Below are 23,140 nucleotides of genomic sequence, written 5' to 3'. Positions count from 1 at the left end.
ACCTGGCACGATGACCCCATGGGACATCCGCGGCTGCAGTCGATCCACGTCCACCCGGTCAAGGCGTTCCGGAGCATCGAGCTCCGGGAAGCCGTCGTGGAGCCCTGGGGGCTGGCCGGCGACCGGCGCTGGGCGCTGATCGACGCTGGGGGAAAGGTCGTGACACAGCGCCGGCACCCGCAACTGGCACGCGCCGCCGCCGAGCCGATGCCCGGCGGCGGCGTCCGCCTGTCCGCACCCGGCATGGAGCCCCTGACCGTGGCCGTGCCGCGCGCGGCGGGCACCGTGCCGATGGACATCTTCGGCGACAAGGTGGAGACGGTCCCCGCCGAGGACGACGCCGCGCACGGCTGGTGCGGCGCCTTCCTCGGCACCGAGGCGCGCCTCGTGCACCTGGACTCCCCCGCGACGCGCCGGCCCGTCGACCGGGACCACGCCCTGCCCGGCGAGACGGTGAGCCTGGCCGACGGCTACCCGCTGCTGCTCACCACCACGGCGTCCCTCGACGCCCTCAACTCCCTCGTCGCCCGCGGCGACCACGCCGCCGAGGGGCCGCTGCCCATGAACCGCTTCCGGCCGAACGTCGTCGTCTCGGGCACCGACGCCTGGGCCGAGGACGACTGGACCCGCCTCGCCATCGGCGAGGTCACCTTCCGGGTCGCCGTGGCGTGCGGGCGCTGCGCGGTCACCACCACCGACCAGCGCACCGGCGAGCGCGGCAAAGAGCCCCTGCACACCCTCGGCGGACACCGCCGCAGGGGCGGCAAGCTGGTCTTCGGCCAGAACCTGGTCCCCCTGGGCCCGGGCACGATCCGGGCCGGTGACCCGGTCAGGATCCTCGGCTGAGAAGATCTGTGCGAGTCCGGCGGATCGCGGGAACCGGGGCCGGGGGGCCGCGCGTTGGGCATGCTGTGGGATGTGCGTGAAGGACGCGGGGCGCGACACCGCCCGCTCCCGGACCGGGCCCGCGGGGAAGCGGACCGGCGCGGGGGCGCGACCGTGCCGGAAGGGGGGTGACCGACGATGCGGGCGATCACGGGTCTGTGGCGCTGGCGGCACAATCTCCTGCGCCGCCGGACCGACGTGGCCGAGGGCTGGGTGGCCCTGCTGGCGATGCTGCTCATCGTCGTCGCCGCGCCCACGGCCGGCTCCGTGGTCGGCGGCCTCGCCCAGGACTCCCTCCAGGAGTCCGTGCGACAGCAGCGCGCGTCCCGGCACCAGGTCTGGGCGACCGTGGTCCGCAAACTCGACGGGACCCGGCTCGACGTCGACCCCGAGACCACCACCGGACGCGGTGTGCGGGCCCGCGTCCTGGCCGACTGGACCGCCGCGGACGGCACCGCGCGCCGGGGCCCGGTCACCGTGGACCTGAACAGCCCGGACCCGGGCACCCGCTTCCCGCTGTGGATCGACCGCCAGGGCCGGGTCGTGGCCCCGCCGCTGGAGTCCGCGACGGCGTCGGCGCACGCCGTGATCGCCGGGTTCGGCGCCGCGCTGCTCGCGATCGCCCTGATAGAGGCCGCCAGACGCCTGATCGTCTGGCGCATGGTCCGTGGCAGATACCTGAGTTGGGACCGGGCCTGGGACAGGGTCGGCCCCGACTGGGGCCGGACCGGCACCGGCAGCTGACCGCCTTCCGGCTCTGGTCAACCCACCGTCCGCGCGCACGCTACGGTGGACCGGCCGAAGTCCTCGGCAGACAGACCCGCGTACTACGAGGTGGGGGCACGTCAACACCATGGCACAGGGCACGGTCCAGGTGACGCACACCGGCACTTCGCGGTGGCGGCGCCGCACGGGTGAGTACGCGTCGCTCGCCGCCGCCCTGGAGGCCGCGGCCGACGGTGACGTCCTCACCGTGGCCCCCGGCACCTACCGGGAGAACCTCGTGGTGCAGCGGGCGGTGACCCTGCGCGGCCCCGAGGGCTCCCCCGGCTCGGTGCGCATCGCGCCCCCGGACGGCGTGCCGTTGACGGTGCGCGCCTCGGCGGTGGTGCTGGACCTGCATGTGGAGGGCCAGGACGCGGCGGCGCCCGCGCTGCTGGTCGAGGAGGGCACTCCCGAGCTGTCCGGCCTGCGGATCGTCACGCGCTCCGCGGCCGGCATCGAGGTGCGCGGCGGCGCCCGGCCCACGGTGCGGCGCTGCACCGTGGACAATCCGGCGGGCGTCGGCATCGCCGTGCTCGACGGTGGCGGCGGCGTGTTCGAGGAGTGCGAGGTCGTCGCGGCCGGCCAGGCCGGTATCGCGGTGCGCGGCGGCGGGCATCCCCGTCTGGACCGCTGCCGGGTGCACCACGCCTCGGGCTCGGGTCTGACGGCGACCGGCGACAACTCCGCGCTGGAGGCGGTCGGTTGCGAGATCTACGAGGTGCGCGGCTCCGGGGTGCAGATCACCGGCCGGGCCACCGCCCACCTCACCGACTGCGATGTGCACCGCACCACGTCCGACGGTGTCACCCTCGACACGGACGCCGTGCTGACCCTGGCGGACTGCCGGATCCACGACGTCCCGGAGAACGCGATCGACCTGCGTTCACGCTCGGTGCTCACCCTGACCCGCACGACGGTGCGTCAGTTCGGGCGCAACGGCCTGTCGGTGTGGGACCCGGGCACCCGGGTGGACGCCAACCAGTGCGAGATCTTCGACAGCACCGGCGACTACCCGGCGGTGTGGGTCAGCGACGGCGCCACCGCGGTGCTCGACTCCTGCCGGGTGCACGACGTGCCCGACGCCCTGTTCGTCCTCGACCGGGGCTCCCGCGCGGACGTCGTCGACAGCGACCTGTCCCAGGTGCGCAACACCGCGGTGTCGGTGAGCGACGGCGCCACCGCTCAGCTCGACGACTGCCGTATCCGGGACGCGGCGACGGGCGCCTGGTTCCGTGACCACGGCAGCGGCGGCACTCTGAACAACTGCACGGTGGACGGCACCCAGACCGGCGTGATCGTCACCAAGGGCGCCGATCCGACGATCGAGCGCTGCACCGTCGACTCCCCGGCGGAGGCCGGCTTCTACGTCTCGGCGGGCGGCCGCGGCACGTTCCTGAACTGCCGGGTCCAGGGCAGCGCCGGCTACGGCTTCCATGTGATCGACGGCTGCCGTACGACGCTGCGCAAGTGCCGTACGGAGCGCTGCGCGCGCGGGGGCTACGAGTTCGCGGAAGGCGGCGCCGACGGACCGGGGGCCGGACCGGACGTGGAGGACTGCACGAGCGACGAGAGCGCGGGCCTGCGGCAGCAGCCCTCGGGACCGGAGCCCGTGGCGCAGACGGCGCACCAGTCGCCCGGCGGTCTCCTCGGCTCCGTCCCGGTGCCGCGCGGCACCGAGGGGGAGGCGGCCCTCTCGGACCCGCGGCCCGAGCAGTCGTCCCGGACGTCCCAGGACGTCCTCGGTGAACTGGACGCGCTGGTCGGCCTGGAGAGCGTCAAGCGCGAGGTGCGGGCGCTCACCGACATGATCGAGGTGGGGCGGCGGCGCCGTGAGGCCGGGCTGAAGGCGGCCTCGGTCAAGCGGCATCTGGTCTTCACCGGCTCCCCCGGCACCGGCAAGACGACGGTCGCCCGTCTCTACGGCGAGATCCTCGCCTCCCTGGGCGTGCTGGAGAAGGGGCACCTGGTGGAGGTGTCCCGGGTCGACCTGGTCGGTGAGCACATCGGCTCCACGGCGATCCGCACCCAGGAGGCGTTCGAGAAGGCGCGCGGCGGTGTCCTGTTCATCGACGAGGCGTACGCGCTGTCCCCGGAGGACTCGGGCCGGGACTTCGGCAAGGAGGCCATCGACACCCTGGTGAAGCTGATGGAGGACCACCGCGACGCGGTCGTCGTGATCGTGGCGGGGTACACCGCGGAGATGGAGCGCTTCCTCCAGGTCAACCCCGGTGTGGCGTCCCGCTTCTCACGGACCATCACCTTCAGCGACTACGGCCCCGAGGAGCTGCTGCGGATCGTGGAGCAGCAGGCCGAGGAGCACGAGTACCGGCTGGGTCCGGGGGTCGCCGAGGCGTTGCAGAAGTACTTCACGGCGCTCCCGAAGGGCCCCGCGTTCGGCAACGGCCGTACGGCCCGGCAGACCTTCGAGGCGATGGTGGAGCGGCACGCGGGCCGGGTCGCCCAGCTCGCGGAGCCCAGCACGGACGATCTGACGCTGCTGTACTCCGAGGACCTGCCCGAGCTGCCCTGACCCGGGCGGGGCCCCGGGCGCCGGTCAGCTCTCGGGGCGCTGCCCCGGCACCTCCGGGTGCAGCCGGCCGAGCAGCCGCTCCCGTTCCTCCGCGAAGGCGGGGTCGGCCTGGTAGTCGCTGTGGCCGTGGATCGGCGCGGGGAGCGGGTGTTCGGCGGTGCGCCCGTAGGCGAGCGGGTCCCTGAGGGCCTCGCGGTCCACGGCGGGGCCGGCGTCTCCGGGCAGCCGGACCGGCCCGCCGATGGGGTCGGTGCGCCGGTACAGGTTGCGCCAGCAGTCCACCTCGGCGTGCAGCGAGGCGAGCGCGTCGGGGCCGAAGTGGGCGGGGAACCAGCGGCCGTAGAGGCGTTCCAGCGGGGAGCCGTAGGTGAGCAGCGCGACCCGCTTCCGGTCGGCCGGGGTCAGCTGCCAGGCCGCGGCCGCCGCGAGGACGCTGCCCTGCGAGTGCCCGGAGAGGACCAGGCGGCGGCCCTCCTCGGCGCGGGTCCAGGTGGCGATCCGCCAGGTCAGGTCGGGCACCGCGCGTTCGGCGTAGCAGGGCGGCGCGAAGGGGTGGGCGGCGCGCGGCCAGAAGGTGCCGACGTCCCAGAGGATGCCGATGGTGCGGCGGGCGGAGGCGTCCTTGTAGGCGCGGCGGCCCCAGGTGACGAACAGTATGAAGCCGAAGCCGATGAGCCAGGAGCCGAGGGCCTGCGCGGTCTGGGCGGCGCCGTGGACGACGGCGTACGTGCCCGCCGCGGTCTCGCTCGGGGTCTCCCCGGTGGTCAGCGCCCCGGCGAGGGCTCCGGCACCGAGCAGCAGGGTCGCGGCGGCGGTGACGGCGACGACGAGGGGCGCGCGGTCGGTGAGGGTGGCCATCGCGCGGGTGCTCGCGATGCGGCGGGTGCGTACGAGGTCGTGCGGCTCGTCGGCGTAGTCGGCCTCCACGGCGGCGAGTTCGGCGCGGCGCAGCAGCCAGGCGCGCCGCGCCAGCAGACCGAGGAGCAGCAGCAGGAGGACCAGCAGCGGGGGGATGACGGACGCCTGCCAGGTCAGCAGGACGGGCGGGCCGGGGATGGACGCGCCGGTCCCGTCCAGCCAGTCCGCGACGCGCTGGGAGACGCCGCCGGACATCACGCCGCCGAGGGCGCAGGCCAGCATCACGACGGCGGGTCCGCCGAGGCCGCGCATCGCGGCGCGCGGGTCGGGCGCGGTGCGGTGCAGGAGGTGCGCGACGACGGCGAGGGTGACGGCGGTCAGGCCCTGGAAGAGGGCGATGGCTCCGAAGGTGGCGTCGCCCGGGAGACGGCCCGCCGACTGCCAGCCGGGCCGCTCCCAGCCGGCGTAGACGAGGGTGAGCACGAGCAGGGCGAGGGCGGCGAGCGGCAGGCGGCGCACCAGATGGGTGTCGAGGTGGTGGTCGAGGCGGTTCTCGCTGCGGCCCCGGCGGCACACCACCCACACCACGGCGGCCGCGCCGGTGGCGAGGGCCGCGTCGAGGGTCCAGCCGAGCACGTCGAGGAGCGGGGGGCCGCCGGGGCGGCGGTCGAAGCGTGCCGCCGCGGAGCCGGCCGCGGCGGCCACCGTCAGCAGTCCGGCGGCGGTGTGCGCGGCGCGCAGCCGGGCGACCAGGCGGCGGCCGTACCAGAAGCCGGGGCGGCCCAGGGCGGTGCCGTCGGCCGCCTCGTCGGGCTCGGGCCGCCGGGACATGGGCTGCTGGGACTCGTACGCGCTCCAGGTGCGCCGGGAGAGGTACCAGAGCAGTCCGGTGAGGGCCGTGGGCACCACGGCGGCGAGGGCGAGTCTGCGGCCGGGTCCGCTCCACCAGCCGCCGTCCGACAGGAAGCCCAGCCAGCTGTGCCGGCCGGCGCAGCCGCCGGTGCCGGCGCACTGCCACGCCGTGAGGTCCAGGGCGACCTCGCAGGCCGCGGCGACGAGCAGCACGGTCAGGCTGAGCCCCGCGAGCCGGACGAGCAGGCCGTACAGGCGGACCGTGCGGGCGCGGTCACGGGCGGCGGGGCGCATCCAGTGGGCGAGGTTGACCACCATGAACGGCAGGAGGAGGAGCCATAACGCGCGTGCGCTGTTGCCGGAGGTGAGGTTGCACCAGACGTACGCCTCGGGAACCGGCCGGCCCCGGTGGCCGCCGGGGCGGCTCTCGGCGTCCACGTCGTCGGCGCGGCGGAAGACGGCGGCAGTGTCGTCGCCGGTGATCCGCTCGGTCCGCGGGTCGTCGAGCATCTGCTGCGGTGTGGTGCCGCCGACGCCGTGGACCAGGAGTTCCAGGGCGATCCTGGCCTCCCCGGCGTCGGGACCGCAGGGGTCCGGCGGCCTCGGTGCCGTGTCCTCGCTGTTCGTCGAGGCGTGTCGCCGTGCACGTCCCATCTCCGGCACCTCCCCCGTTCCGAGCCCTCGCGCGTGTCCGTGCGGGCACAGGATCTCCATTCCCGGGCCGTCGTACACCTCCCGTCACGCAATCTCCCCGGAGCGTGTGCGGGCGGGCGGGACGGCCCGCCCGAAAACTGGCATGCACGCGTCGGGGCGACCGGTGACGCGGGTGGGGGCGGCCCGTGCGAGGATGGGTCGTCCCGCGCCCCGGCAGGGGCGAGAATGTCCTTGTCGGACAGGGTGGCGGGGCAGGTCGGACGGCAGCGGCGAGAGGACCGGAGCGTACGTGAGCGAGAATCAGAACCTCCTCGCGGAGCAGCGACGCGCCCTGATCCTGGACGAGGTCCGGCGCCGAGGCGGGGTGCGTGTCAACGAGCTCACCCGCAAGCTGGGCGTGTCGGACATGACGGTGCGCCGGGACCTCGACGCGCTCGCCCGGCAGGGCGTGCTGGAGAAGGTGCACGGCGGCGCCGTCCCGGTGGTCGAGGCGAGCACGCACGAGCCGGGGTTCGAGGCCAAGTCGGGGCTGGAGCTGACGGCGAAGGAGGACATCGCGCGGGCGGCGTCCGAGTTGGTCGTGCCGGGCAGCGCGATCGCGCTGTCGGGCGGCACGACGACGTACGCGCTGGCGCATCGGCTGGTGGACGTCCCCGATCTGACGGTGGTCACCAACTCGGTGCGGGTGGCCGATGTCTTCCACGCCGCGCAGCGCACGACCGGCCCCCGGCAGGGCGCGGCCACGGTGGTGCTCACCGGCGGGGTGCGCACCCCGTCCGACTCGCTGGTGGGCCCGGTCGCCGACCAGGCGATCGCGGCGCTCCACTTCGACATGCTGTTCCTCGGTGTGCACGGGATATCGGCCGAGGCGGGCCTGTCCACGCCGAATCTGGCGGAGGCCGAGACCAACCGGCGTCTGGTGCAGTCGGCGCGACGGGTCGTGGTGATCGCCGACCACACCAAGTGGGGCGTGGTGGGGCTGAGTTCGTTCGCGGCTCTGGAGCAGGTCGACACCCTGGTCACGGACTCCGGGCTGGACGCGGGCGCCCGCGCGGAGATCGCTGAGCATCTGCGCCTGGTGGTGGCGGGCGAGCCCGATGAGGGTGCAGACATCTGACGAGGCGCCAGCTAGGGTGACGCTGCCCGGTGCAGCGTCACCCACAGGGGGGTTGTCGTCCATGGCACATCTGCTGCGTGAAGTGGGGCTCGACTTCGTCGGGGCCGCTCCCGTACGGCACGTCTTCGCGCGGGAGACGGCCGCGCCTCCCGAGGCGGTGTACACGGCGCTCGCCGAGGACGTGGCCGGGTGGACGCAGTGGTTCTCGGCGGTGACCCTGGCCCGGCCGCTGGACGGCGGGGCGCGGCGGGAGATCCGGCTCAAGGGCGGCGCCCGCTTCGAGGAGACGGTGCTCGCGGCAGAGCGCCCCGAGGTGTACGCCTATCGCGTCGACCTGACGAACACGCCGGGGGCGCGGGCGATGGTCGAGGAGTGGCGGCTGGCCCCGTCCGGTGTGGGCACCCGCGTCCAGTGGATCGTCGCGGTGGACGGCACGGCCCCCTTCCGGACCTCGGTGCGGCTGGCGCGTGCCGGTCTCGCCCGGGCGTTCCGGGGTGCGGTGACCTCCCTGGACCGGCGGCTGGCCGCCTCGGCGTCCTGAGCCGGCGCCCCGCGCGGGCTCACTCGGGCCAGACGCCCGTGGCGAGCATCTGCTCGAGGGCCGCCGTGTACGGGGTGATGTCGAGGCCCTGCTCGGCGAGCCAGGCGTCCGAGTAGTACTTGTCGAGGTACCGGTCCCCCGGGTCGCACAGCAGTGTCACCACGCTGCCCCGCCGTCCCTCGGCCGCCATCTCGGCCACGATCTTCAGCGCGCTCCACAGGCCGGTGCCGGTGGAGCCGCCCGCCCTGCGGCCGATGGTCCGCTCCAGGGCGCGCACGGCGGCGACGCTGGCGGCGTCGGGCACCTTCATCATGCGGTCGACGGCGCCGGGCACGAAGCTCGGCTCCATCCGGGGCCGGCCGATGCCCTCGATCCGGGAGCCGCAGTCGCACGTCACCTGGGCGTCACCGGTCGTCCAGCCCTCGAAGAAGCAGGAGTTCTCCGGGTCGGCGACACAGATACGGGTGTCGTGCTGCATGTAGTGGACGTAGCGGGCGAGGGTCGCGGAGGTGCCGCCGGTGCCGGCCGTGGCGACGATCCAGGCGGGCTCCGGGAACCGCTCGAGACGCAGCTGGCGGAAGATGGACTCGGCGATGTTGTTGTTGCCGCGCCAGTCCGTGGCCCGTTCCGCGTAGGTGAACTGGTCCATGTAGTGGCCGCCGGTCTCCACCGCGAGGCGGGCCGACTCCTCGTACATCCGGCGGGAGTCGTCCACGAAGTGGCACCGGCCGCCGTGGAATTCGATGAGACGGCACTTCTCGGCGCTCGTCGTGCGCGGCATGACCGCGATGAAGGGCACGCCGATCAGCTTGGCGAAGTACGCCTCGGAGACGGCCGTCGAGCCGCTGGACGCCTCGATCACCGGGCGGTCCGGCCGGATCCAGCCATTGCAGAGGCCGTAGAGGAACAGCGAGCGGGCCAGCCGGTGCTTGAGGCTGCCGGTGGGGTGCGTGGACTCGTCCTTGAGGTACAGGTCGACGCCCCACCGCTCGGGCAGCGGGAAGCGCAGCAGGTGGGTGTCGGCCGAACGGTTCGCGTCCGCCTGCACCTTGCGCACGGCCTCTTTCAGCCAGGCGCGATAGGCGGGGTCGCTGCGGTCGACGTCGAGGGTCACACCGGACGGGGTCTGCTGGACGGTGCTCACGGCGCTGCTCCTCGGGCTCTCGGCAGCGGCGACTCGCGCTGCCGTTCCTTCGAGCATAAACATCTTCCGTACGCTTCTCACCTGCATAAACACACCTTTGAGAGCCTCAAAGGCACCCGTGGGTGGGCGCTCGCGGCGCACCCGGCGGGGGCGCGTCCGCGCGAGTGCTCCGAGCGCCCCCTGCGAGGGGCACGCGCGCACTGGTGCGCGACGCGGGACGGGGGCAGACTGCACCCGACGGGGTGCACACTGGATCACGACCGGGACCCGGGCCGGTGCCCGCGCGCCAGCGGGCCGGCCACCGAGACGCACGAGGGGGCGGGGCATGGCGGAGGCGGAGTTCACGGCCAAGGGCGTGCGGATCGGGAAGCGGCTGCGCTCCCTGACCCGGGCCGGACAGGTGCGGATAAGCGAGGGCCGGCTGCAACTGCTCACCAGTTACGGCAGTGAGATCGACAGCGCGCCGGTGCAGGCGGTCCGCGCGTCCCAGCCCTGGTTCGCGCCGGACGACCGGGCCCTCGCCGACCTCAACGGCAAGCGCTACTCACTGACGTTGGGGGATCACGACCCCGCCCCGGGCGAGCCCGGACCACCCGCCGCGCGCCGGTTCATCGAGGCCGTACGCAGGGCTGCGGGGCGTAACGGCTGAGTCACCGCGAGTTGCGTTCCCACGCCTCCTGCGCCACGCTGGTCTCACGTCACTCTGGGTTTACCGGCGATAACGCTGCGAACCAGCCCGCCGGCCACGACAGCAGGCGGCCGTTTCCTTCAAGCACCCTGCTGGATCCGTACTCCGTGTTCTTCCGGACCTCTTCAGTCGGGGAGTCGCAGCCGTGATCAGTTACCCAAGCAGGCACTGCGCGGTGGAGCTCCAAGCCCTGCCGTCGCGGATCGGCCAGGTCCGCAGAATCGTATCGGCGCAGTTGCGCTACTGGCATCTGGACCCGTTGATAGACCGCGCCGCGCTCGGCGTGACCGAGCTGTTGACCAACGTCCATCAGCACGCACGGCCGGACAAGACGTGCACCGTGGAGATCGAGCTGCTGCTCGACCGCCTGACGGTGTCCGTGCACGACCACGACCCCCGGCTCCCGGTCGCCGCCGACCCCGGGGACACCGAGGCGCTCGCCACCTGCGGGCGCGGGCTCGCGATGGTCGCGGCCCTCAGCGAGAGCTGGGGTGTGCGGCCGGAGGGCGAGTCCGGCAAGGTCGTGTGGTTCTCGCTGCCGACGCCCGGTGCGGCGCCGTCCGCGACCGCGCGGCCGCCGCGCCGCGTCACCGTGGAGCAGCCCCTGCGCCGCCTCGCGGCGGTCGGTCCGCCGGTCGACCTGCGGCGACCGGAACGCGCTCCCGCCCGGTCGGCCGTTGCCGGCTGACCGGGCGGTGAGGGGGGCCTGAGGGCTGCCGCGCCGTCGGCCCTCGGCTCTCACACCGGGCCTGCCCTGCCCGTGCGGCCGAACTCCTCGTTGAGGACGGACAGCCGGCGCCAGTACTCGTCCTCGTCGATCTCGCCGGAGGCGAACCGGTGGCCGAGGACGGTGATCGGCGAGCTGTCGTCGGGGCGGGCCGGACGTGGGCCACTTTGGCCGCGCCGTCCCGTGCGGCGCAGCAGCGTGACGCCGCCGAACACGACGGCCGCCCAGAACAGCGGGAACAGGAGGATCCACGGGCCGGGCCCGCCGTCGGCGAAGTGGGCGAGGGTCTGCATCTCGAGTCATCTCCCGGGTCGGTCCGGACGTTCTGAGGTGATGACTCGAGCGTCGCCCCGCGTGGGGGTCAGCGTCGTCGTCCGGCCGGCGGCACCGCGCGTACCCCCCGGGGAGTACGCCGTCAGGTCCCGGCCTGCCGTTCGAGGTGCTCCACGTTCTCCCGGTCCTCGGCGTCGGTGCCGGCCTCGGTGGCGAACCAGGCGTCGAGGATCTCCCTGAGCAGCGGCTCCGAGGTCAGGCGCAGGCTGAGGGCGAGCACATTGGCGTCGTTCCAGCGGCGGGCGCCCCGCGCGGTGTACGCGTCGGTGCACAGGGCCGCGCGGACGCCCGGCACCTTGTTCGCGGCGATGGACGCGCCGGTACCGGTCCAGCAGCACACCACCGCCCGGTCGGCCGAGCCGGCCGCGACCTCACGGGCCGCCGCCTGGGAGCAGACGGCCCAGCGCGCGTCGTCGCCGGGGCTGAGCGCGCCGTACGCCAGCACGTCGTGGCCCCGCTCGCGCAGCTCGGCGACGAGGAGCCGGGCGACGGGTTCGTCCATGTCCGAGGAGACGGCGATCCGCATGTCACGAAGCCTACGGCGCCAACGCGGCGAGCGGGTCGTCGAGCACGGGCTGCCACGCCAACTCGGCGGCGCCGACGAGGCTGTTGTGGTCGAGGCTGCACGCGAGGATCGGGACGCCGCCGCTCTGGCCCCACAGGCTGCGGTCCGCGACGACCGCGCGCAGCCGTCCGGGGTCGGCGTCGAAGAGGGTGCGGTGCAGGCCGCCGAGGATGATGCGGTCGGGGTTGAGGATGTTGACCAGGCCCGCGAGGCCGAGGCCGAGCCGGTCGATGAGGGCCTGGGTGGCGGTGCGGACCGTCGGGTCGTCGTAGTGGCCGCGGATCAGGTCGTTGGCCTGCTGGAGCAGTGACACCACGGGGCCGGGCTCGCGGCCGGCCGCCGTGAGGAATGCCAGCGGGTCGGCCTCGACGTCCAGGCAGCCGCGGCTGCCGCAGTGGCAGGGCCTGCCCTCGGGGTTGACGGTGAGGTGGCCGACCTCCAGGGCCAGGCCCGAACTGCCGGTGTGCAGACGGCCGTCCAGGACGAGCGCGCCGCCGACGCCCCGGTGCCCGGTGGCCACGCACAGCAGGTCGCGGGCGCCCCGCCCGGCGCCGTGCCGGTGTTCGGCGAGCGCGGCGAGGTTGACGTCGTTGCCGGCGAACGCCGGTCCGGTGATCCCGGCCGCGCGCACGCACTCGGTGAAGATACGGCGGACGGGGGCGCCCGCCGGCCACGCCAGGTGCAGCGGGTTGAGGGCGAGGCCGTCCGGTTCGGCGACGGCGGACGGAACGGCGAGCCCGGCTCCGACACAGCGCCGGCCGGTCTCGCTCAGCAGGTCCGCGCCGGCCTCGACGACGGAGCCGAGCACCTTGGCCGGGTCGGCGTCCACGGTCTCGCAGCCCGGAGCGGTGGCGACGATACGGCCGCCGAGGCCGACCAGCGCCGCCCGGAACCCGTCGGCGTGCACCTGGGCGGCGAGGACGACCGGCCCGTCCTCGGCGACGGACAGCCGGTGCGAGGGCCGGCCCTGGGAGCCGGCCGCCGCGCCCGGCCGGGCGTCGACCCTGATCAGCCCGAGCGCCTCCAGCTCGGCGGCGACGACCCCGGCCGTCGCGCGGGTGACACCGAGTTCGGCGGTGAGGACGGCGCGCGTGGGGGCGCGTCCGGTGTGCACGAGCTCCAACGCGGGTCCGAGCGCACCGCGCCCCCGCTCCAGTCGGGTTCTCGGGGTGGTGGTCCCTTCCCCCGCCGGCCGGGGGTCCGCCTTGCCGCTCATGAGGGCGAGTCTCCCATGATCCCGCAGCGCGGTGACCTTAGAGCCCGCTCACTCTCAGCGTGACGTTCAGGCGGCCCGTGAGCCCCAGGTCCGGGGGCGCCGTGCCCGGGTACACCTTGGGCACCCCGTGGTAGGCGAGCCGCGAGGGTCCGCCGAACACGAACAGGTCGCCGCTGCGCAGTTCGACGTCCGTGTACGGCCGGGTCCGGGTCTCGCTGTTGCCGAAGCGGAAGACGCAGGTGTCGCCGAGGCTCAGGGACACCACGGGTGCCGTGGACCGCTCGTCGGCGTCGCGGTGCATGCCCATGCGGGCGTCGGAGTCGTAGAAGTTGATCAGCGCGATGTCGTACGGCCCGGCCTCCTCGCCGAGGGCGTCGCGCACCGCGCGCCGGGCCAGGGCGCCGAGCCACTGGGGGAACGGCTTGACCGGGGCGCCGTCGCCGTCGACGACGGTACGGGCGTAGGCGTACGGGTACCAGTGCCAGCCGAGGCTCACCTGCCGGGCCGTCATGGTGCCGCCGCCGGGGGTGCGGACGGTGCGCAGTCCGGCCGGGGGGCGGGCCCATGTGCGGCAGGCGTCCAGCAGCTCGCGCTGGGCCGCGGCGTCCAGCCAGTCCGGCATGTGCACCGCGCCCGGCGCGACGACGGCGCGCTCCCGCGGGAACAGCTCGGCGTCCATGTGCCCCATCCTCCCACCGTCCGCGGCCGCGGCTCGGGTCCGGGCGGGCGGCCGTGGTCGCTTAGCCTTGACGCACGATGAACGACCGGATGACGACGCCCTGGGGCGATCTCGCACTCACCCGCTTCCCCGTGGACCCCCGCGACAGGCTGCGCGCCTGGGACGCGTCCGACGAGTACCTCCTCGCGCACCTCGCCGAGCGGGACGTCCCGCTGTCCGGCACGGTCGTCGTCGTCGGCGACCGCTGGGGCGCCCTGGTCACGGCGCTGGCGGCGCACCGGCCCACCCAGATCACGGACTCCTGGCTGGCCCAGGAGGCCACCCGGGTCAACCTCGCCCGGCACGGCGTCGAGCCCGGCGCGGTCCGGCTGCTCACCACGCAGGACCCGCCGCCGGACCGGGTCGACGTGCTCCTGGTGCGGGTGCCGAAGAGCCTGGCCCTGCTGGAGGACCAGCTGCTGCGGCTGGCGCCCTCCGTGCACGGGGGCACGGTCGTCGTGGGCACCGGCATGGTGCGGGAGATCCACACGTCCACGCTGGAGCTGTTCGAGCGGATCCTCGGGCCGACGCGGACCTCGCCGGCGAAGCGGAAGGCCCGGCTGATCTTCTGCACTCCCGAGCCGGCGCGGCAGCGGCCCGCGAACCGGTGGCCGTACACCTACACGCTGCCCGGCGGGGTCGGGGCGGCCTCCGGGAGCACGGTCGTGAATCACGCGGGGGTGTTCTGCGCCGACCGGCTCGACATCGGCACCCGGTTCTTCCTGGCCCATCTGCCGGGCGGGCGGGGCCCGCGGCGGGTGGTGGACCTCGGCTGCGGCAACGGCGTCGTGGGGACGGCGGCGGCGCTGGCGAACCCTGAGGCCGAGGTGCTGTTCGTCGACGAGTCCTTCCAGGCGGTGGCGTCGGCGGAGGCGACGTTCAAGGCGAACGGGGTGCCCGGGCACGCCGAGTTCCGCGTGGGCGACGGGATGGCGGGCGTGCCGGACGGCAGCGTCGACCTGGTGCTGAACAATCCGCCGTTCCACTCCCACCAGGCCACCACCGACGCGACGGCCTGGCGGATGTTCACGGGAGCGCGGCGGGCGCTGCGGCCGGGCGGTGAGCTGTGGGTGATCGGCAACCGGCACCTCGGCTACCACGTGAAGCTGCGGCGGCTGTTCGGGAACAGCGAGGTGGTCGCCTCGGATCCGAAGTTCGTGGTGCTGCGGGCGGTCCGCCGGTAGGTGGCGTCAGGGGGCGTCGCCGCGCGCGCCGGCCAGCACCGTGATGATCCCCGCGACCGTGCGCACCATCGCCTCCCGCCCCACGCTGAGGTAGGTGCGCGAGTCGACGGCGTCCGGGTGGGCCGCGAGGAAGTCGCGGATCGCGGTGGTCATCGCGATGTTGAGGGCGGTGCCGACGTTCACCTTGGCGATGCCGCCGGCGACCGCCTCGGTCAGTTCGCCGTCGGGGACGCCGGAGGAGCCGTGCAGGACGAGGGGGACGTCCACGGCGGCGGACAGGCGCTTGAGCAGAGCGTGGTCGAGGGCGGCGGTGCGGGTCGTCATGGCGTGCGAGCTGCCGATGGCGACGGCGAGGGCGTCCACACCGGAGTCGGCGACGAACGCGCTCGCCTGGGCCGGGTCGGTACGGGCGCCGGGGGCGTGCGCGTCGAGCGGTGGCGCGCCGTTCTTGCCGCCGACGCGCCCCAGTTCGGCCTCGATCCACAGGCCCTGGGCGTGCGCCCAGGCCGCGGCGGCCTTGGTCGCGGCGAGGTTGTCGAGGTAGGGCAGCCGGGCCGCGTCGTACATCACGGAGCTGAACCCGACGGCGGGGGCCTGGCGCAGCAGGTCGTCGCTCTGGACGTGGTCGAGGTGCAGGGCGACGGGGACGCCGGCGCGTTCGGCGGCGGCGACGGCCGCGCGGGCGAGCGGTATGAGCCGTCCGTAGCGGAACTTGACGGCGTTCTCGCTGACCTGGAGGACGACGGGGCAACCGGCGCTCTCCGCGCCGGCGACGACCGCCTCCACGTGCTCCAGGGTGATGACGTTGAACGCGGCGACGGCGGAACGGTCGGCGGCGGCGCGGGTGACGAGTTCGCCGGTGGTCACGAGGGGCACAGCCTGTCCTTTCTGGGCGGGCGGCGGACGACAGCCGGGTGCGGACGCGTCAGGGGGCGAGGATCACCGAGCGGGTGAGGTGGCGCGGCCGGTCGGGGTCGAGGCCGCGGGCGGCGGCGACGGCGACCGCGAGCCGCTGGACGCGGACCAGTTCGGCGAGCGGATCGAGCCGTCCCTCGATCCACCGGGCGCCGGTGGCGCCGACCTGTGCGGCCAGTCCCTCGGGGGCCTCGCCGATCATCCAGGTGGCGGTGGTGGCGGTGGTGACGCTGATGGGGCCGTGCCGGTACTCCATCGCCGGGTACGCCTCGGTCCAGGACAGGGACGCCTCGCGCATCTTCAGGGCGGCCTCGTTGGCGAGGCCGACGGTCCAGCCGCGGCCCAGGAACGTGAACTGCGTGCGTGCGACGAGGTCGTCCGGGAGGGCGTCGATGAGCGCGGTGCGGGCGTCGGGGACGGCCTCCTCCGGGTGGAGGCCGAGGTGGGCGCGGAGCAGGGTCAGCGCGGTGGTGGCGAAGCGGGTCTGCACGACGGAGCGTTCGTCCGCGTAGTCGAGGACCACGAGCTCGTCGGCGGCCGTCGTCACGGGGGTGTCCGGGTCGGCGGTGATCGCCGTGGTGCGGGTCCGCCCCTTCACCCGTTCCAGCAGGTCCAGGACCTCGGTGGTGGTGCCGGAGCGGGTGAGGGCGAGGATCCGGTCGTAGGCGCGCCGGGACGGGAACTCCGAGGCGGGGAAGGCGTCCGTCTCCCCCTGGCCGGCCCCTTCGCGCAGAGCGGCGTACGCCTGCGCCATGAAGTACGAGGTGCCGCAGCCGACGACCGCGACCCGCTCCCCGGCCCGCGGCAGCCTCCCGACGGCGGCGGACGCGTCCGCCGCGGCACGGGTCCAGCACTCCGGCTGGCTGTTGAGCTCGTCCTCGACATGCGTCATGCCGTCACCCTCCCGGCCATGCGGCCTGAATGATTGTTCCTGCAAGATAGAGCGAGCTTTCGAGCAGAATCAAGCAAAATGGCGGAGCGAGCGTGCGTTAAGGTCACGGGAGATCGAGGGAATGGAGGGCGGATGTCGCGCGACGCCCGCTGGAAGGCGCTGCTGCACCTGCTCGTGGAGCGTGGCCGGCTGGACGTCGACGAGGCGGCCGCCGAGCTGGAGGTCTCCGCTGCCACGATCCGGCGCGACTTCGACCAGCTCGCCGCGCAGCAGATGCTGGTCCGCACCCGTGGCGGCGCGGTGGTGCACGGGGTGTCGTACGAGCTGCCGCTGCGCTACAAGACCGCTCGCAACGCCTCGGAGAAGCAGCGCATCGCCGGCGCGGTGGCCGATCTCCTCGCACCGGGCGAGGCGGTCGGGCTGACCGGCGGCACGACGACGACCGAGGTGGCCCGCGCCCTCGCCGTACGCGGCGACCTCGCCTCGGGCACCCCCGCGCTGACCGTGGTCACCAACGCGCTCAACATCGCCAACGAGCTCGCCGTGCGGCCCCAGTTCAAGATCGTGCTGACCGGCGGGGTCGCGCGTCCGCAGTCGTACGAGCTGGTCGGGCCGCTCGCGGACGGCGTGCTGTCCCAGATCACCCTCGATGCGGCGGTGCTCGGCGTGGTGGCCCTCGACGTCGTGCACGGGGCCGCCGCACACGACGAGGCGGAGGCGGCGATCAACCGGCTGCTGTGCGAGCGCGCCGAACGCGTGATCGTGGCGGCGGACTCCAGCAAGCTCGGCCGGCGGGCCTTCGCCAGGATCTGCGCGGTGGACGCCGTGGACACCCTGGTCACCGACACGGCGGCCGACCCGGACCTGGTGCGCGGCTTCGAGGAGGCGGGCCTGCGGGTCGTCACCGTCTGAGCGCCGACGCCTCCGCTCGTCCGGCGAGGCCCGTCCGCCCGATTCCCTCTACGCTGGGAGCGAGCGGGCCTAGGAGGCTGCGATGAGCACGACTCCCGTCGAGGCGCACGCACCCGGGGCGAAGGGGTATGTCCCGATCGCCGACCACGGGCTGATCGGCGATCTGCGCAGCGTGGCCCTGGTGGGCACGGACGGCACGGTCGACTGGTACTGCTGCGGCGCCTTCGACTCCCCGAGCGTCTTCGCCTCCATCCTGGACACCGAGCGCGGCGGGTGCTTCGAGCTGGCGGCGGCGGTCCCCGCGCGGACCAAGCAGTTCTACTTCCCGGACACGAACGTACTGATCACCCGGTTCTTCACCGAGGACGGCGTCGGGGAGATCCAGGACTTCATGCCGGTCGGGGTCAAGCCCGCCGAGGCCGACCGGCACCGGCTGATCCGGCGTGTGGTGTGCGTCCGCGGGTCGCTCCCGTTCCGCACCCGAATCGCGCCGCGCTTCGGCTACGGCGCAGACCCGCACACCGTGCGCATGATCGACGGAGTGGTGGTCTTCGAGTCCGCCAAGCTGTCGCTGGGGCTGACCTCGACCGTGCCGCTGGAGATCGACGGACCCGACGTGTACGCCGAGTTCAAGATCGCCGAGGGTGAGGGGGCGGTGTTCGCACTGGACCAGGTCGGCGGCGAGGTGACCCCGCGGCGCTGCGCGTGGGCCGAGGCGGAGGAGGATCTGCGCGGCACGGTGGAGTACTGGCGGCGCTGGCTGGCCTCCTCCCGCTACCGGGGCCGCTGGCGGGAGATGGTGCACCGCTCGGCCCTCACCCTGAAGCTGCTCACCTACGCCCCGACCGGCGCCATCGTGGCCGCGCCGACCACGAGCCTGCCCGAACAGGTGGGCGGCGAGCGCAACTGGGACTACCGGTACACCTGGGTACGCGACGCCGCCTTCGCCGTGTACGCGATGCTGCGGCTGGGGTTCACCGACGAGGCCGCGGCGTTCATGCGGTTCCTGAGCCGGCACATCACCCCGGGCGACGGCCGGAGCTCGGGGCCGTTGCAGATCATGTACGGCATCGACGGCCGGGCGGACCTGCCCGAGCGGGAACTCGGGCATCTGGAGGGGCACTTGGGGTCGTCCCCGGTCCGGGTCGGCAACGCCGCCGTCGACCAGCTCCAGCTCGACATCTACGGCGCGCTGATCGACTCGGTCTATCTGTACGACAAGTGGGCGCAGCCGATCTCCAGCGACCAGTGGGATGACGTGTGCGCACTGGTCGACTGGGTGTGCGAGCACTGGGACCAGCCCGACGAGGGGATCTGGGAGACGCGCGGCGGACGCAGGAAGTTCCTGTACTCCCGGCTGATGTGCTGGGTGGCGATCGAGCGGGCCATCCGGATGGCGAACCGGCGCGGTCTGCCCGCCGACCTGGCCCGCTGGCAGGGGAGCCGGGACACCATCTACCGGCGGATCATGAGCCACGGCTGGTCCCCGTCCCGTGAGGCCTTCGTCCAGCACGAGGACGCCGACGTCCTGGACGCGGCCGTCCTGATGATGCCGCTGACGAAGTTCATCGCGCCGACCGACCCCAAGTGGCTGTCCACGCTCGACGCCCTCACCGACGAACTGGTGTCCGACTCGCTGGTCTACCGGTACGACCCGCGGATCAGCCCGGACGGGCTGCACGGCGTCGAGGGCACCTTCTCCATCTGCTCCTTCTGGTACGTGGAGGCGCTGGTGCACGCGGGACGGCTGGACGAGGCCCGGCTGGCCTTCGAGAAGATGCTGACGTACGCCAACCATCTGGGCCTGTACGCCGAGGAGATCAGCCACACCGGCGAGCAGCAGGGCAACTTCCCGCAGGCGTTCACGCATCTGGCGCTGATCAGCGCCGCCTTCAACCTGGACCGGGCGCTGGGCTGAGCGTCAGTGCCCGTGCCCCGACCCGTCCTCGTGCGGTGCGGACGGCTCCTGGCCGGTTGCCGTGGCTCCGGCGCGGACCGTGAAGGCCGCCGTGTGGACCCTGCCCTCGTGCTTGAAGTCCAGGAACAGCCGGTAGGTGCCGCCGCTCGGTGCCGTGGCCGTGAAGGAGACGTCCGGGCCAGGCTTCGTGCTGCCGTCGCCGGGCTCGCCGTCGGGGTGGACGTGCAGGTAGGCGAGGTCGCCGGAGCGCAGGGCGACCAGGTGGCCGTAGGCGCCGAGGTAGGGCTGGAGATCGGTCACCGGGCGGCCGTCGCGGAAGACCTTCAGCTTGAGCTCGCCCGCCGCGCCCGGCCGCAGGGCACCGTCGAGCCGGACCTCGTAGCCGTGGACCGTCGCGGTGCTCCGCGGCTCGGGCAGCCGCTGCGGTTCGTACGGGCCGGAGGCCGCCAGGTCCGCACCCAGGGTGAGGTTCCCGGCGCCCTTCTTCGCCGGGGTGAAGTCGGCGAAGACCCGGTAGCCGCCGGCGCGGGGCAGGTCCACCGGGATGCTCCAGGTGCCGTCGGCGGCGCGGGTGGGGTGCAGATGACGGTAGGTCCCCAGGTCGCGTGAGGCCACGATGAGGTGCAGCTCCTTGTCGTGCTCCCGCTGGTAGGCGGTCACGGCGCGGCCCGCGCTGTCGCGGATGACGAAGCTCAGCTCGGAGCGCTTTCCGGCGGCGACCCGGGCGGTGGCGAGGTCCAGGGTGTAGCCGCCCTCGGAGATCTGCAGTCCCCCGGCGGGCTCCGCCTCGTGCCCGCCGTGGCCGCCGCCCTCCTCCTCCGGCTCCGACGAGGCCCGCGGGTGGCTGTCGTGGCGGGCGGGCGCCGGGTTCTCGACGACGGGGTCGAATCCCTCGCCCAGGCCGTAGGCGGTGCCGAAAGTCGCGGCCAGCGCGGCGGCGAACGCGGTGATCCTCAGTCCGGCATGCATGGCGGTCTCCTGCGGGTCAGGTACGGCGTCGTGGCCGTCGGATGCACTTCACCATACCCCCACGGGGTATCGAGTCAAGGCGGGGAGAAACTTGCCTCAGCTACCCCCCGGGGGTATACATGGACTCCCGCAAGGGTACCCCCGCCCCGTATCGGGGGCGACTCGGGGCCCCGATCACCGAGCACAGGAGGAACGCATGTCCACCACCACGTACGCCGTCTCCGGGATGAGCTGCGCCCACTGCCGGGCCGCGCTGACCGAGGCCGTCGGCGCACTGGACGGCGTCACCGGCGTCGACGTCGATCTCGCGGCGGGCCATGTCACCGTCACCAGCGTCGCCGAGCCGGACGACGCCCGCATCGCCGCGGCCGTGGACGACGCCGGCTACGAACTCACCGGCCGCGCCGCCTGATCGGCCCCTCCCCCGGGGCCCGGCCGCGCCGGGCTCCACCCGTATCCCGCACCAGGAGCAGCGATGACCACCACCGCGACCGGCCGGACGAGCGACGTGGAGCTCGTCATCGGCGGCATGACGTGCGCGTCGTGCGCGGCGCGCGTCGAGAAGAAGCTGAACCGCATGGAGGGCGTGAGCGCCACCGTCAACTACGCGACCGAGAAGGCCAGGGTCAGCTTCGCCGCCGGGGTCACCGTCCCGGATCTGATCGCGACGGTGGAGGCCACCGGGTACACCGCCCGGGAACCCGCGCCGCCCGCCCCCGAGGAGCCGGCGGACCGGGACCGGACCGAGGACGACGGACTGCGGCCGCTCAGGCAGCGGCTGGTGACCGCAGTGGTCCTGGCGGTGCCCGTGGTCGCGATGGCGATGGTCCCGGCGCTCCAGTTCGAGTACTGGCAGTGGCTGTCGCTCACTCTGGCGGCGCCCGTCGTGACCTACGCCGCCTGGCCCTTCCACCGGGCCGCGTTCACCAATCTGCGGCACGGCGCCGCCACCATGGACACCCTGATCTCGGTCGGTACGTCGGCCGCGTTCCTGTGGTCGCTGTGGGCTCTGTTCCTCGGCTCGGCCGGCGAGCCGGGTATGACGCACCCCTTCGAGCTGACGATCGCCCGCGGCGACGGCTCGGGGAACATCTATCTGGAGGCGGCCGCCGGTGTCACCGCCTTCCTCCTGGCTGGCCGCTACTTCGAGGCCCGCTCCCGGCGCAAGGCGGGCGCGGCCCTGAAGGCCCTGCTGGAGCTGGGCGCCAAGGACGTCACCGTGCTGGACCCGGACGGCACCGAGACCACCCGCCCCATCGCGCAGTTGGCCGTGGGCGACCGTTTCCTGGTCCGTCCCGGGGAGAAGATCGCCACCGACGGCACGGTGGTCGAGGGGTCGTCCGCGGTGGACGCCTCGATGCTGACCGGCGAGTCCGTGCCGGTGGAGGTGACCGCGGGCGACCCGGTCACGGGTGCGACGCTGAACGCGGGCGGCCGGCTCGTCGTCGAGGCGACGCGTGTCGGGGCGGACACCCAGCTCGCGCGGATGGCCCGGGTGGTGGAGGACGCGCAGAACGGCAAAGCCGCCGCCCAGCGGCTGGCGGACCGGATCTCCGCCGTGTTCGTGCCCGTCGTCATCGTCCTCGCGCTGGGCACCCTCGGCTTCTGGCTGGGCAACGGCGCCGGCCCTGCGGCCGCCTTCACCGCCGCCGTGGCCGTGCTCATCATCGCCTGCCCCTGCGCCCTGGGCCTGGCCACGCCGACCGCGCTCCTGGTGGGCACCGGGCGCGGCGCCCAGCTCGGCATCCTGATCAAGGGGCCCGAGGTGCTGGAGTCCACGCGCCGGGTCGACACCGTGCTCCTGGACAAGACGGGCACCGTCACGACCGGCAGGATGACACTGCTCGCCGTGCACACCGCCGCCGGCACCGCGGAGGAGGACGTCCTGCGGCTGGCGGGGGCGCTGGAGCACTCCTCCGAGCACCCGGTCGCCCGCGCGGTGGCCGAGGGGGCCCGGGCGCGGCTCGGATCGCTTCCCGCGCCCGAGGACTTCGCGAACGTGCCGGGGCTCGGCGTGCGGGGCGTGGTCGAGGGACGCGCGGTGCTCGTGGGCCGCGAAAGCCTGCTGGCGGAGCATGAGTCGGAGCTGCCGGAGAAGCTGCGGCAGGCCCGGGAGGGCGCCGAGGCGGCCGGCCGTACCGCGATCGTGGTGGCCTGGGACGGGGCGGCACGGGCGGTGCTGGAGGTCGCCGACGCGGTGAAGGAGACCAGCCGGGAGGCCGTCGCGCGGCTGCGGAGCCTCGGTCTGACGCCGATGCTGCTGACCGGTGACAACCGCCGCGCCGCCCAGGCGGTCGCCCGTGAGGTCGGTATCGCGGCCGAGGACGTGATCGCCGAGGTGCTGCCGCAGGACAAGGCCGACATCGTCAAGCGCCTCCAGATCGAGGGGCGTTCGGTCGCCATGGTGGGCGACGGCGTCAACGACGCGGCCGCGCTGGCCCAGGCCGACCTGGGGCTCGCGATGGGCACCGGCACGGACGCGGCCATCGAGGCGGGCGACCTCACCCTGGTGCGCGGCGACCTGCGCGCCGCCGCCGACGCCATCCGGCTCGCCCGCCGTACGCTCGGCACGATCCGGTCCAACCTGTTCTGGGCGTTCGCCTACAACGTCGCCGCGCTGCCGCTGGCCGCGGCCGGTCTGCTCAACCCGATGATCGCGGGGGCGGCGATGGCCTTCTCCTCGGTCTTCGTGGTCGGCAACTCCCTGCGGCTGCGGTCCTTCCGGGCCGCGGACTGAGGGGGCCGGGAGCGAACGGA

The 23,140-nt window shown here is 74.0% G+C and carries 21 protein-coding genes; 12 read left to right on the top strand and 9 right to left on the bottom strand.

Annotated features, from left to right (window positions below; all coding sequences use genetic code 11):
• Positions 1-18: 18 nt before the first annotated feature.
• The 3 genes from ABZ899_RS22490 to ABZ899_RS22480 all read left to right on the top strand — a co-directional run bounded on the left by ABZ899_RS22490 (position 19) and on the right by ABZ899_RS22480 (position 4,180).
• Positions 19-846: an MOSC N-terminal beta barrel domain-containing protein gene (locus ABZ899_RS22490; protein ID WP_361348884.1), complete on the top strand. Its 828-nt coding sequence runs from the start codon at positions 19-21 to the stop codon at positions 844-846.
• Positions 847-1,023: 177 nt separating this feature from the next.
• Positions 1,024-1,629: a hypothetical protein gene (locus ABZ899_RS22485; protein WP_361348881.1), complete on the top strand. Its 606-nt coding sequence runs from the start codon at positions 1,024-1,026 to the stop codon at positions 1,627-1,629.
• 109 nt (positions 1,630-1,738) lie between these two features.
• A complete protein-coding gene (locus ABZ899_RS22480; RefSeq protein WP_361348878.1) occupies positions 1,739-4,180 on the top strand; it encodes a right-handed parallel beta-helix repeat-containing protein in 2,442 nt (813 codons plus the stop codon).
• A gap of 24 nt (positions 4,181-4,204) precedes the next feature.
• On the opposite strand, the gene ABZ899_RS22475 is transcribed toward ABZ899_RS22480, so the two are convergent.
• Complete coding sequence (locus ABZ899_RS22475; RefSeq protein WP_361348875.1) at positions 4,205-6,544, bottom strand: hypothetical protein; 2,340 nt, start codon at positions 6,542-6,544, stop codon at positions 4,205-4,207.
• Between the two features lie 289 nt (positions 6,545-6,833).
• On the opposite strand from ABZ899_RS22475, the gene ABZ899_RS22470 reads away from it, so the two are divergent.
• Together ABZ899_RS22470 and ABZ899_RS22465 are read left to right on the top strand one after the other, a co-directional pair.
• The gene (locus tag ABZ899_RS22470; RefSeq protein ID WP_361348872.1) at positions 6,834-7,661 is read left to right on the top strand and encodes a DeoR/GlpR family DNA-binding transcription regulator; all 828 of its coding nucleotides are present in this window, start codon (positions 6,834-6,836) and stop codon (positions 7,659-7,661) included.
• Positions 7,662-7,722: 61 nt separating this feature from the next.
• Entirely contained in the window at positions 7,723-8,202 is a 480-nt protein-coding gene (locus ABZ899_RS22465; protein WP_361348869.1) for an SRPBCC family protein, read from the top strand.
• Between the two features lie 19 nt (positions 8,203-8,221).
• Here ABZ899_RS22465 and ABZ899_RS22460 read toward each other — a convergent pair whose 3' ends face one another.
• Entirely contained in the window at positions 8,222-9,346 is a 1,125-nt protein-coding gene (locus ABZ899_RS22460; protein ID WP_361348866.1) for a PLP-dependent cysteine synthase family protein, read from the bottom strand.
• A 325-nt stretch (positions 9,347-9,671) separates the two neighbouring features.
• Here ABZ899_RS22460 and ABZ899_RS22455 point away from each other — a divergent pair, with 325 nt between their 5' ends.
• Together ABZ899_RS22455 and ABZ899_RS22450 are read left to right on the top strand one after the other, a co-directional pair.
• The gene (locus ABZ899_RS22455) at positions 9,672-9,995 is read left to right on the top strand and encodes a hypothetical protein (protein ID WP_361348863.1); all 324 of its coding nucleotides are present in this window, start codon (positions 9,672-9,674) and stop codon (positions 9,993-9,995) included.
• Positions 9,996-10,179: 184 nt separating this feature from the next.
• Positions 10,180-10,722 carry an ATP-binding protein gene (locus ABZ899_RS22450; protein ID WP_361348860.1) on the top strand — a complete coding sequence of 181 codons (543 nt, stop codon included), beginning with the start codon at positions 10,180-10,182 and terminating at the stop codon, positions 10,720-10,722.
• Between the two features lie 50 nt (positions 10,723-10,772).
• On the opposite strand, the gene ABZ899_RS22445 is transcribed toward ABZ899_RS22450, so the two are convergent.
• The 4 genes from ABZ899_RS22445 to ABZ899_RS22430 form a co-directional block, all read right to left on the bottom strand.
• The gene (locus ABZ899_RS22445) at positions 10,773-11,054 is read right to left on the bottom strand and encodes an SHOCT domain-containing protein (protein ID WP_361348857.1); all 282 of its coding nucleotides are present in this window, start codon (positions 11,052-11,054) and stop codon (positions 10,773-10,775) included.
• A gap of 122 nt (positions 11,055-11,176) precedes the next feature.
• Positions 11,177-11,620, bottom strand: a complete 444-nt coding sequence (locus ABZ899_RS22440) for an RpiB/LacA/LacB family sugar-phosphate isomerase (RefSeq protein ID WP_361348854.1) — start codon at positions 11,618-11,620, stop codon at positions 11,177-11,179.
• A 10-nt stretch (positions 11,621-11,630) separates the two neighbouring features.
• Positions 11,631-12,875, bottom strand: coding sequence for an ROK family protein (locus ABZ899_RS22435; protein ID WP_361348851.1), 1,245 nt, complete (start codon positions 12,873-12,875; stop codon positions 11,631-11,633).
• 37 nt (positions 12,876-12,912) lie between these two features.
• Positions 12,913-13,554, bottom strand: coding sequence for an alpha-ketoglutarate-dependent dioxygenase AlkB (locus ABZ899_RS22430; RefSeq protein ID WP_361348848.1), 642 nt, complete (start codon positions 13,552-13,554; stop codon positions 12,913-12,915).
• Positions 13,555-13,643: 89 nt separating this feature from the next.
• Between ABZ899_RS22430 and ABZ899_RS22425 the strand changes: the two genes are divergently transcribed.
• Positions 13,644-14,777 (top strand): methyltransferase, encoded by a 1,134-nt coding sequence (locus tag ABZ899_RS22425; protein ID WP_361348846.1) that lies wholly within the window; start codon positions 13,644-13,646, stop codon positions 14,775-14,777.
• Positions 14,778-14,783: 6 nt separating this feature from the next.
• Here ABZ899_RS22425 and ABZ899_RS22420 read toward each other — a convergent pair whose 3' ends face one another.
• Both ABZ899_RS22420 and ABZ899_RS22415 read right to left on the bottom strand, forming a co-directional pair.
• Complete coding sequence (locus ABZ899_RS22420) at positions 14,784-15,653, bottom strand: class II fructose-bisphosphate aldolase (RefSeq protein ID WP_361348843.1); 870 nt, start codon at positions 15,651-15,653, stop codon at positions 14,784-14,786.
• Between the two features lie 49 nt (positions 15,654-15,702).
• On the bottom strand, positions 15,703-16,584 hold the full coding sequence (locus tag ABZ899_RS22415; RefSeq protein WP_361348840.1) for an SIS domain-containing protein: 882 nt from the start codon (positions 16,582-16,584) through the stop codon (positions 15,703-15,705).
• A 132-nt stretch (positions 16,585-16,716) separates the two neighbouring features.
• Between ABZ899_RS22415 and ABZ899_RS22410 the strand changes: the two genes are divergently transcribed.
• Both ABZ899_RS22410 and ABZ899_RS22405 read left to right on the top strand, forming a co-directional pair.
• Positions 16,717-17,496, top strand: a complete 780-nt coding sequence (locus ABZ899_RS22410; RefSeq protein WP_361348837.1) for a DeoR/GlpR family DNA-binding transcription regulator — start codon at positions 16,717-16,719, stop codon at positions 17,494-17,496.
• Positions 17,497-17,578: 82 nt separating this feature from the next.
• Positions 17,579-19,414, top strand: coding sequence for a glycoside hydrolase family 15 protein (locus ABZ899_RS22405; protein WP_361348834.1), 1,836 nt, complete (start codon positions 17,579-17,581; stop codon positions 19,412-19,414).
• A gap of 3 nt (positions 19,415-19,417) precedes the next feature.
• Here the strand turns inward: ABZ899_RS22405 and ABZ899_RS22400 are convergent, their stop codons facing one another.
• Complete coding sequence (locus tag ABZ899_RS22400) at positions 19,418-20,383, bottom strand: hypothetical protein (RefSeq protein WP_361348831.1); 966 nt, start codon at positions 20,381-20,383, stop codon at positions 19,418-19,420.
• Positions 20,384-20,579: 196 nt separating this feature from the next.
• Here ABZ899_RS22400 and ABZ899_RS22395 point away from each other — a divergent pair, with 196 nt between their 5' ends.
• Complete coding sequence (locus ABZ899_RS22395; RefSeq protein ID WP_361348828.1) at positions 20,580-20,795, top strand: cation transporter; 216 nt, start codon at positions 20,580-20,582, stop codon at positions 20,793-20,795.
• A gap of 63 nt (positions 20,796-20,858) precedes the next feature.
• Complete coding sequence (locus ABZ899_RS22390; protein ID WP_361348825.1) at positions 20,859-23,120, top strand: heavy metal translocating P-type ATPase; 2,262 nt, start codon at positions 20,859-20,861, stop codon at positions 23,118-23,120.
• Positions 23,121-23,140 lie beyond the last annotated feature (20 nt).

The sequence above is a fragment of the Streptomyces sp. NPDC046859 genome, from assembly GCF_040645135.1.
Classification (GTDB): domain Bacteria; phylum Actinomycetota; class Actinomycetes; order Streptomycetales; family Streptomycetaceae; genus Streptomyces.
Note: the sequence above shows the minus strand (reverse complement) of the source record. Positions and strands in the feature narration are given on the sequence as shown.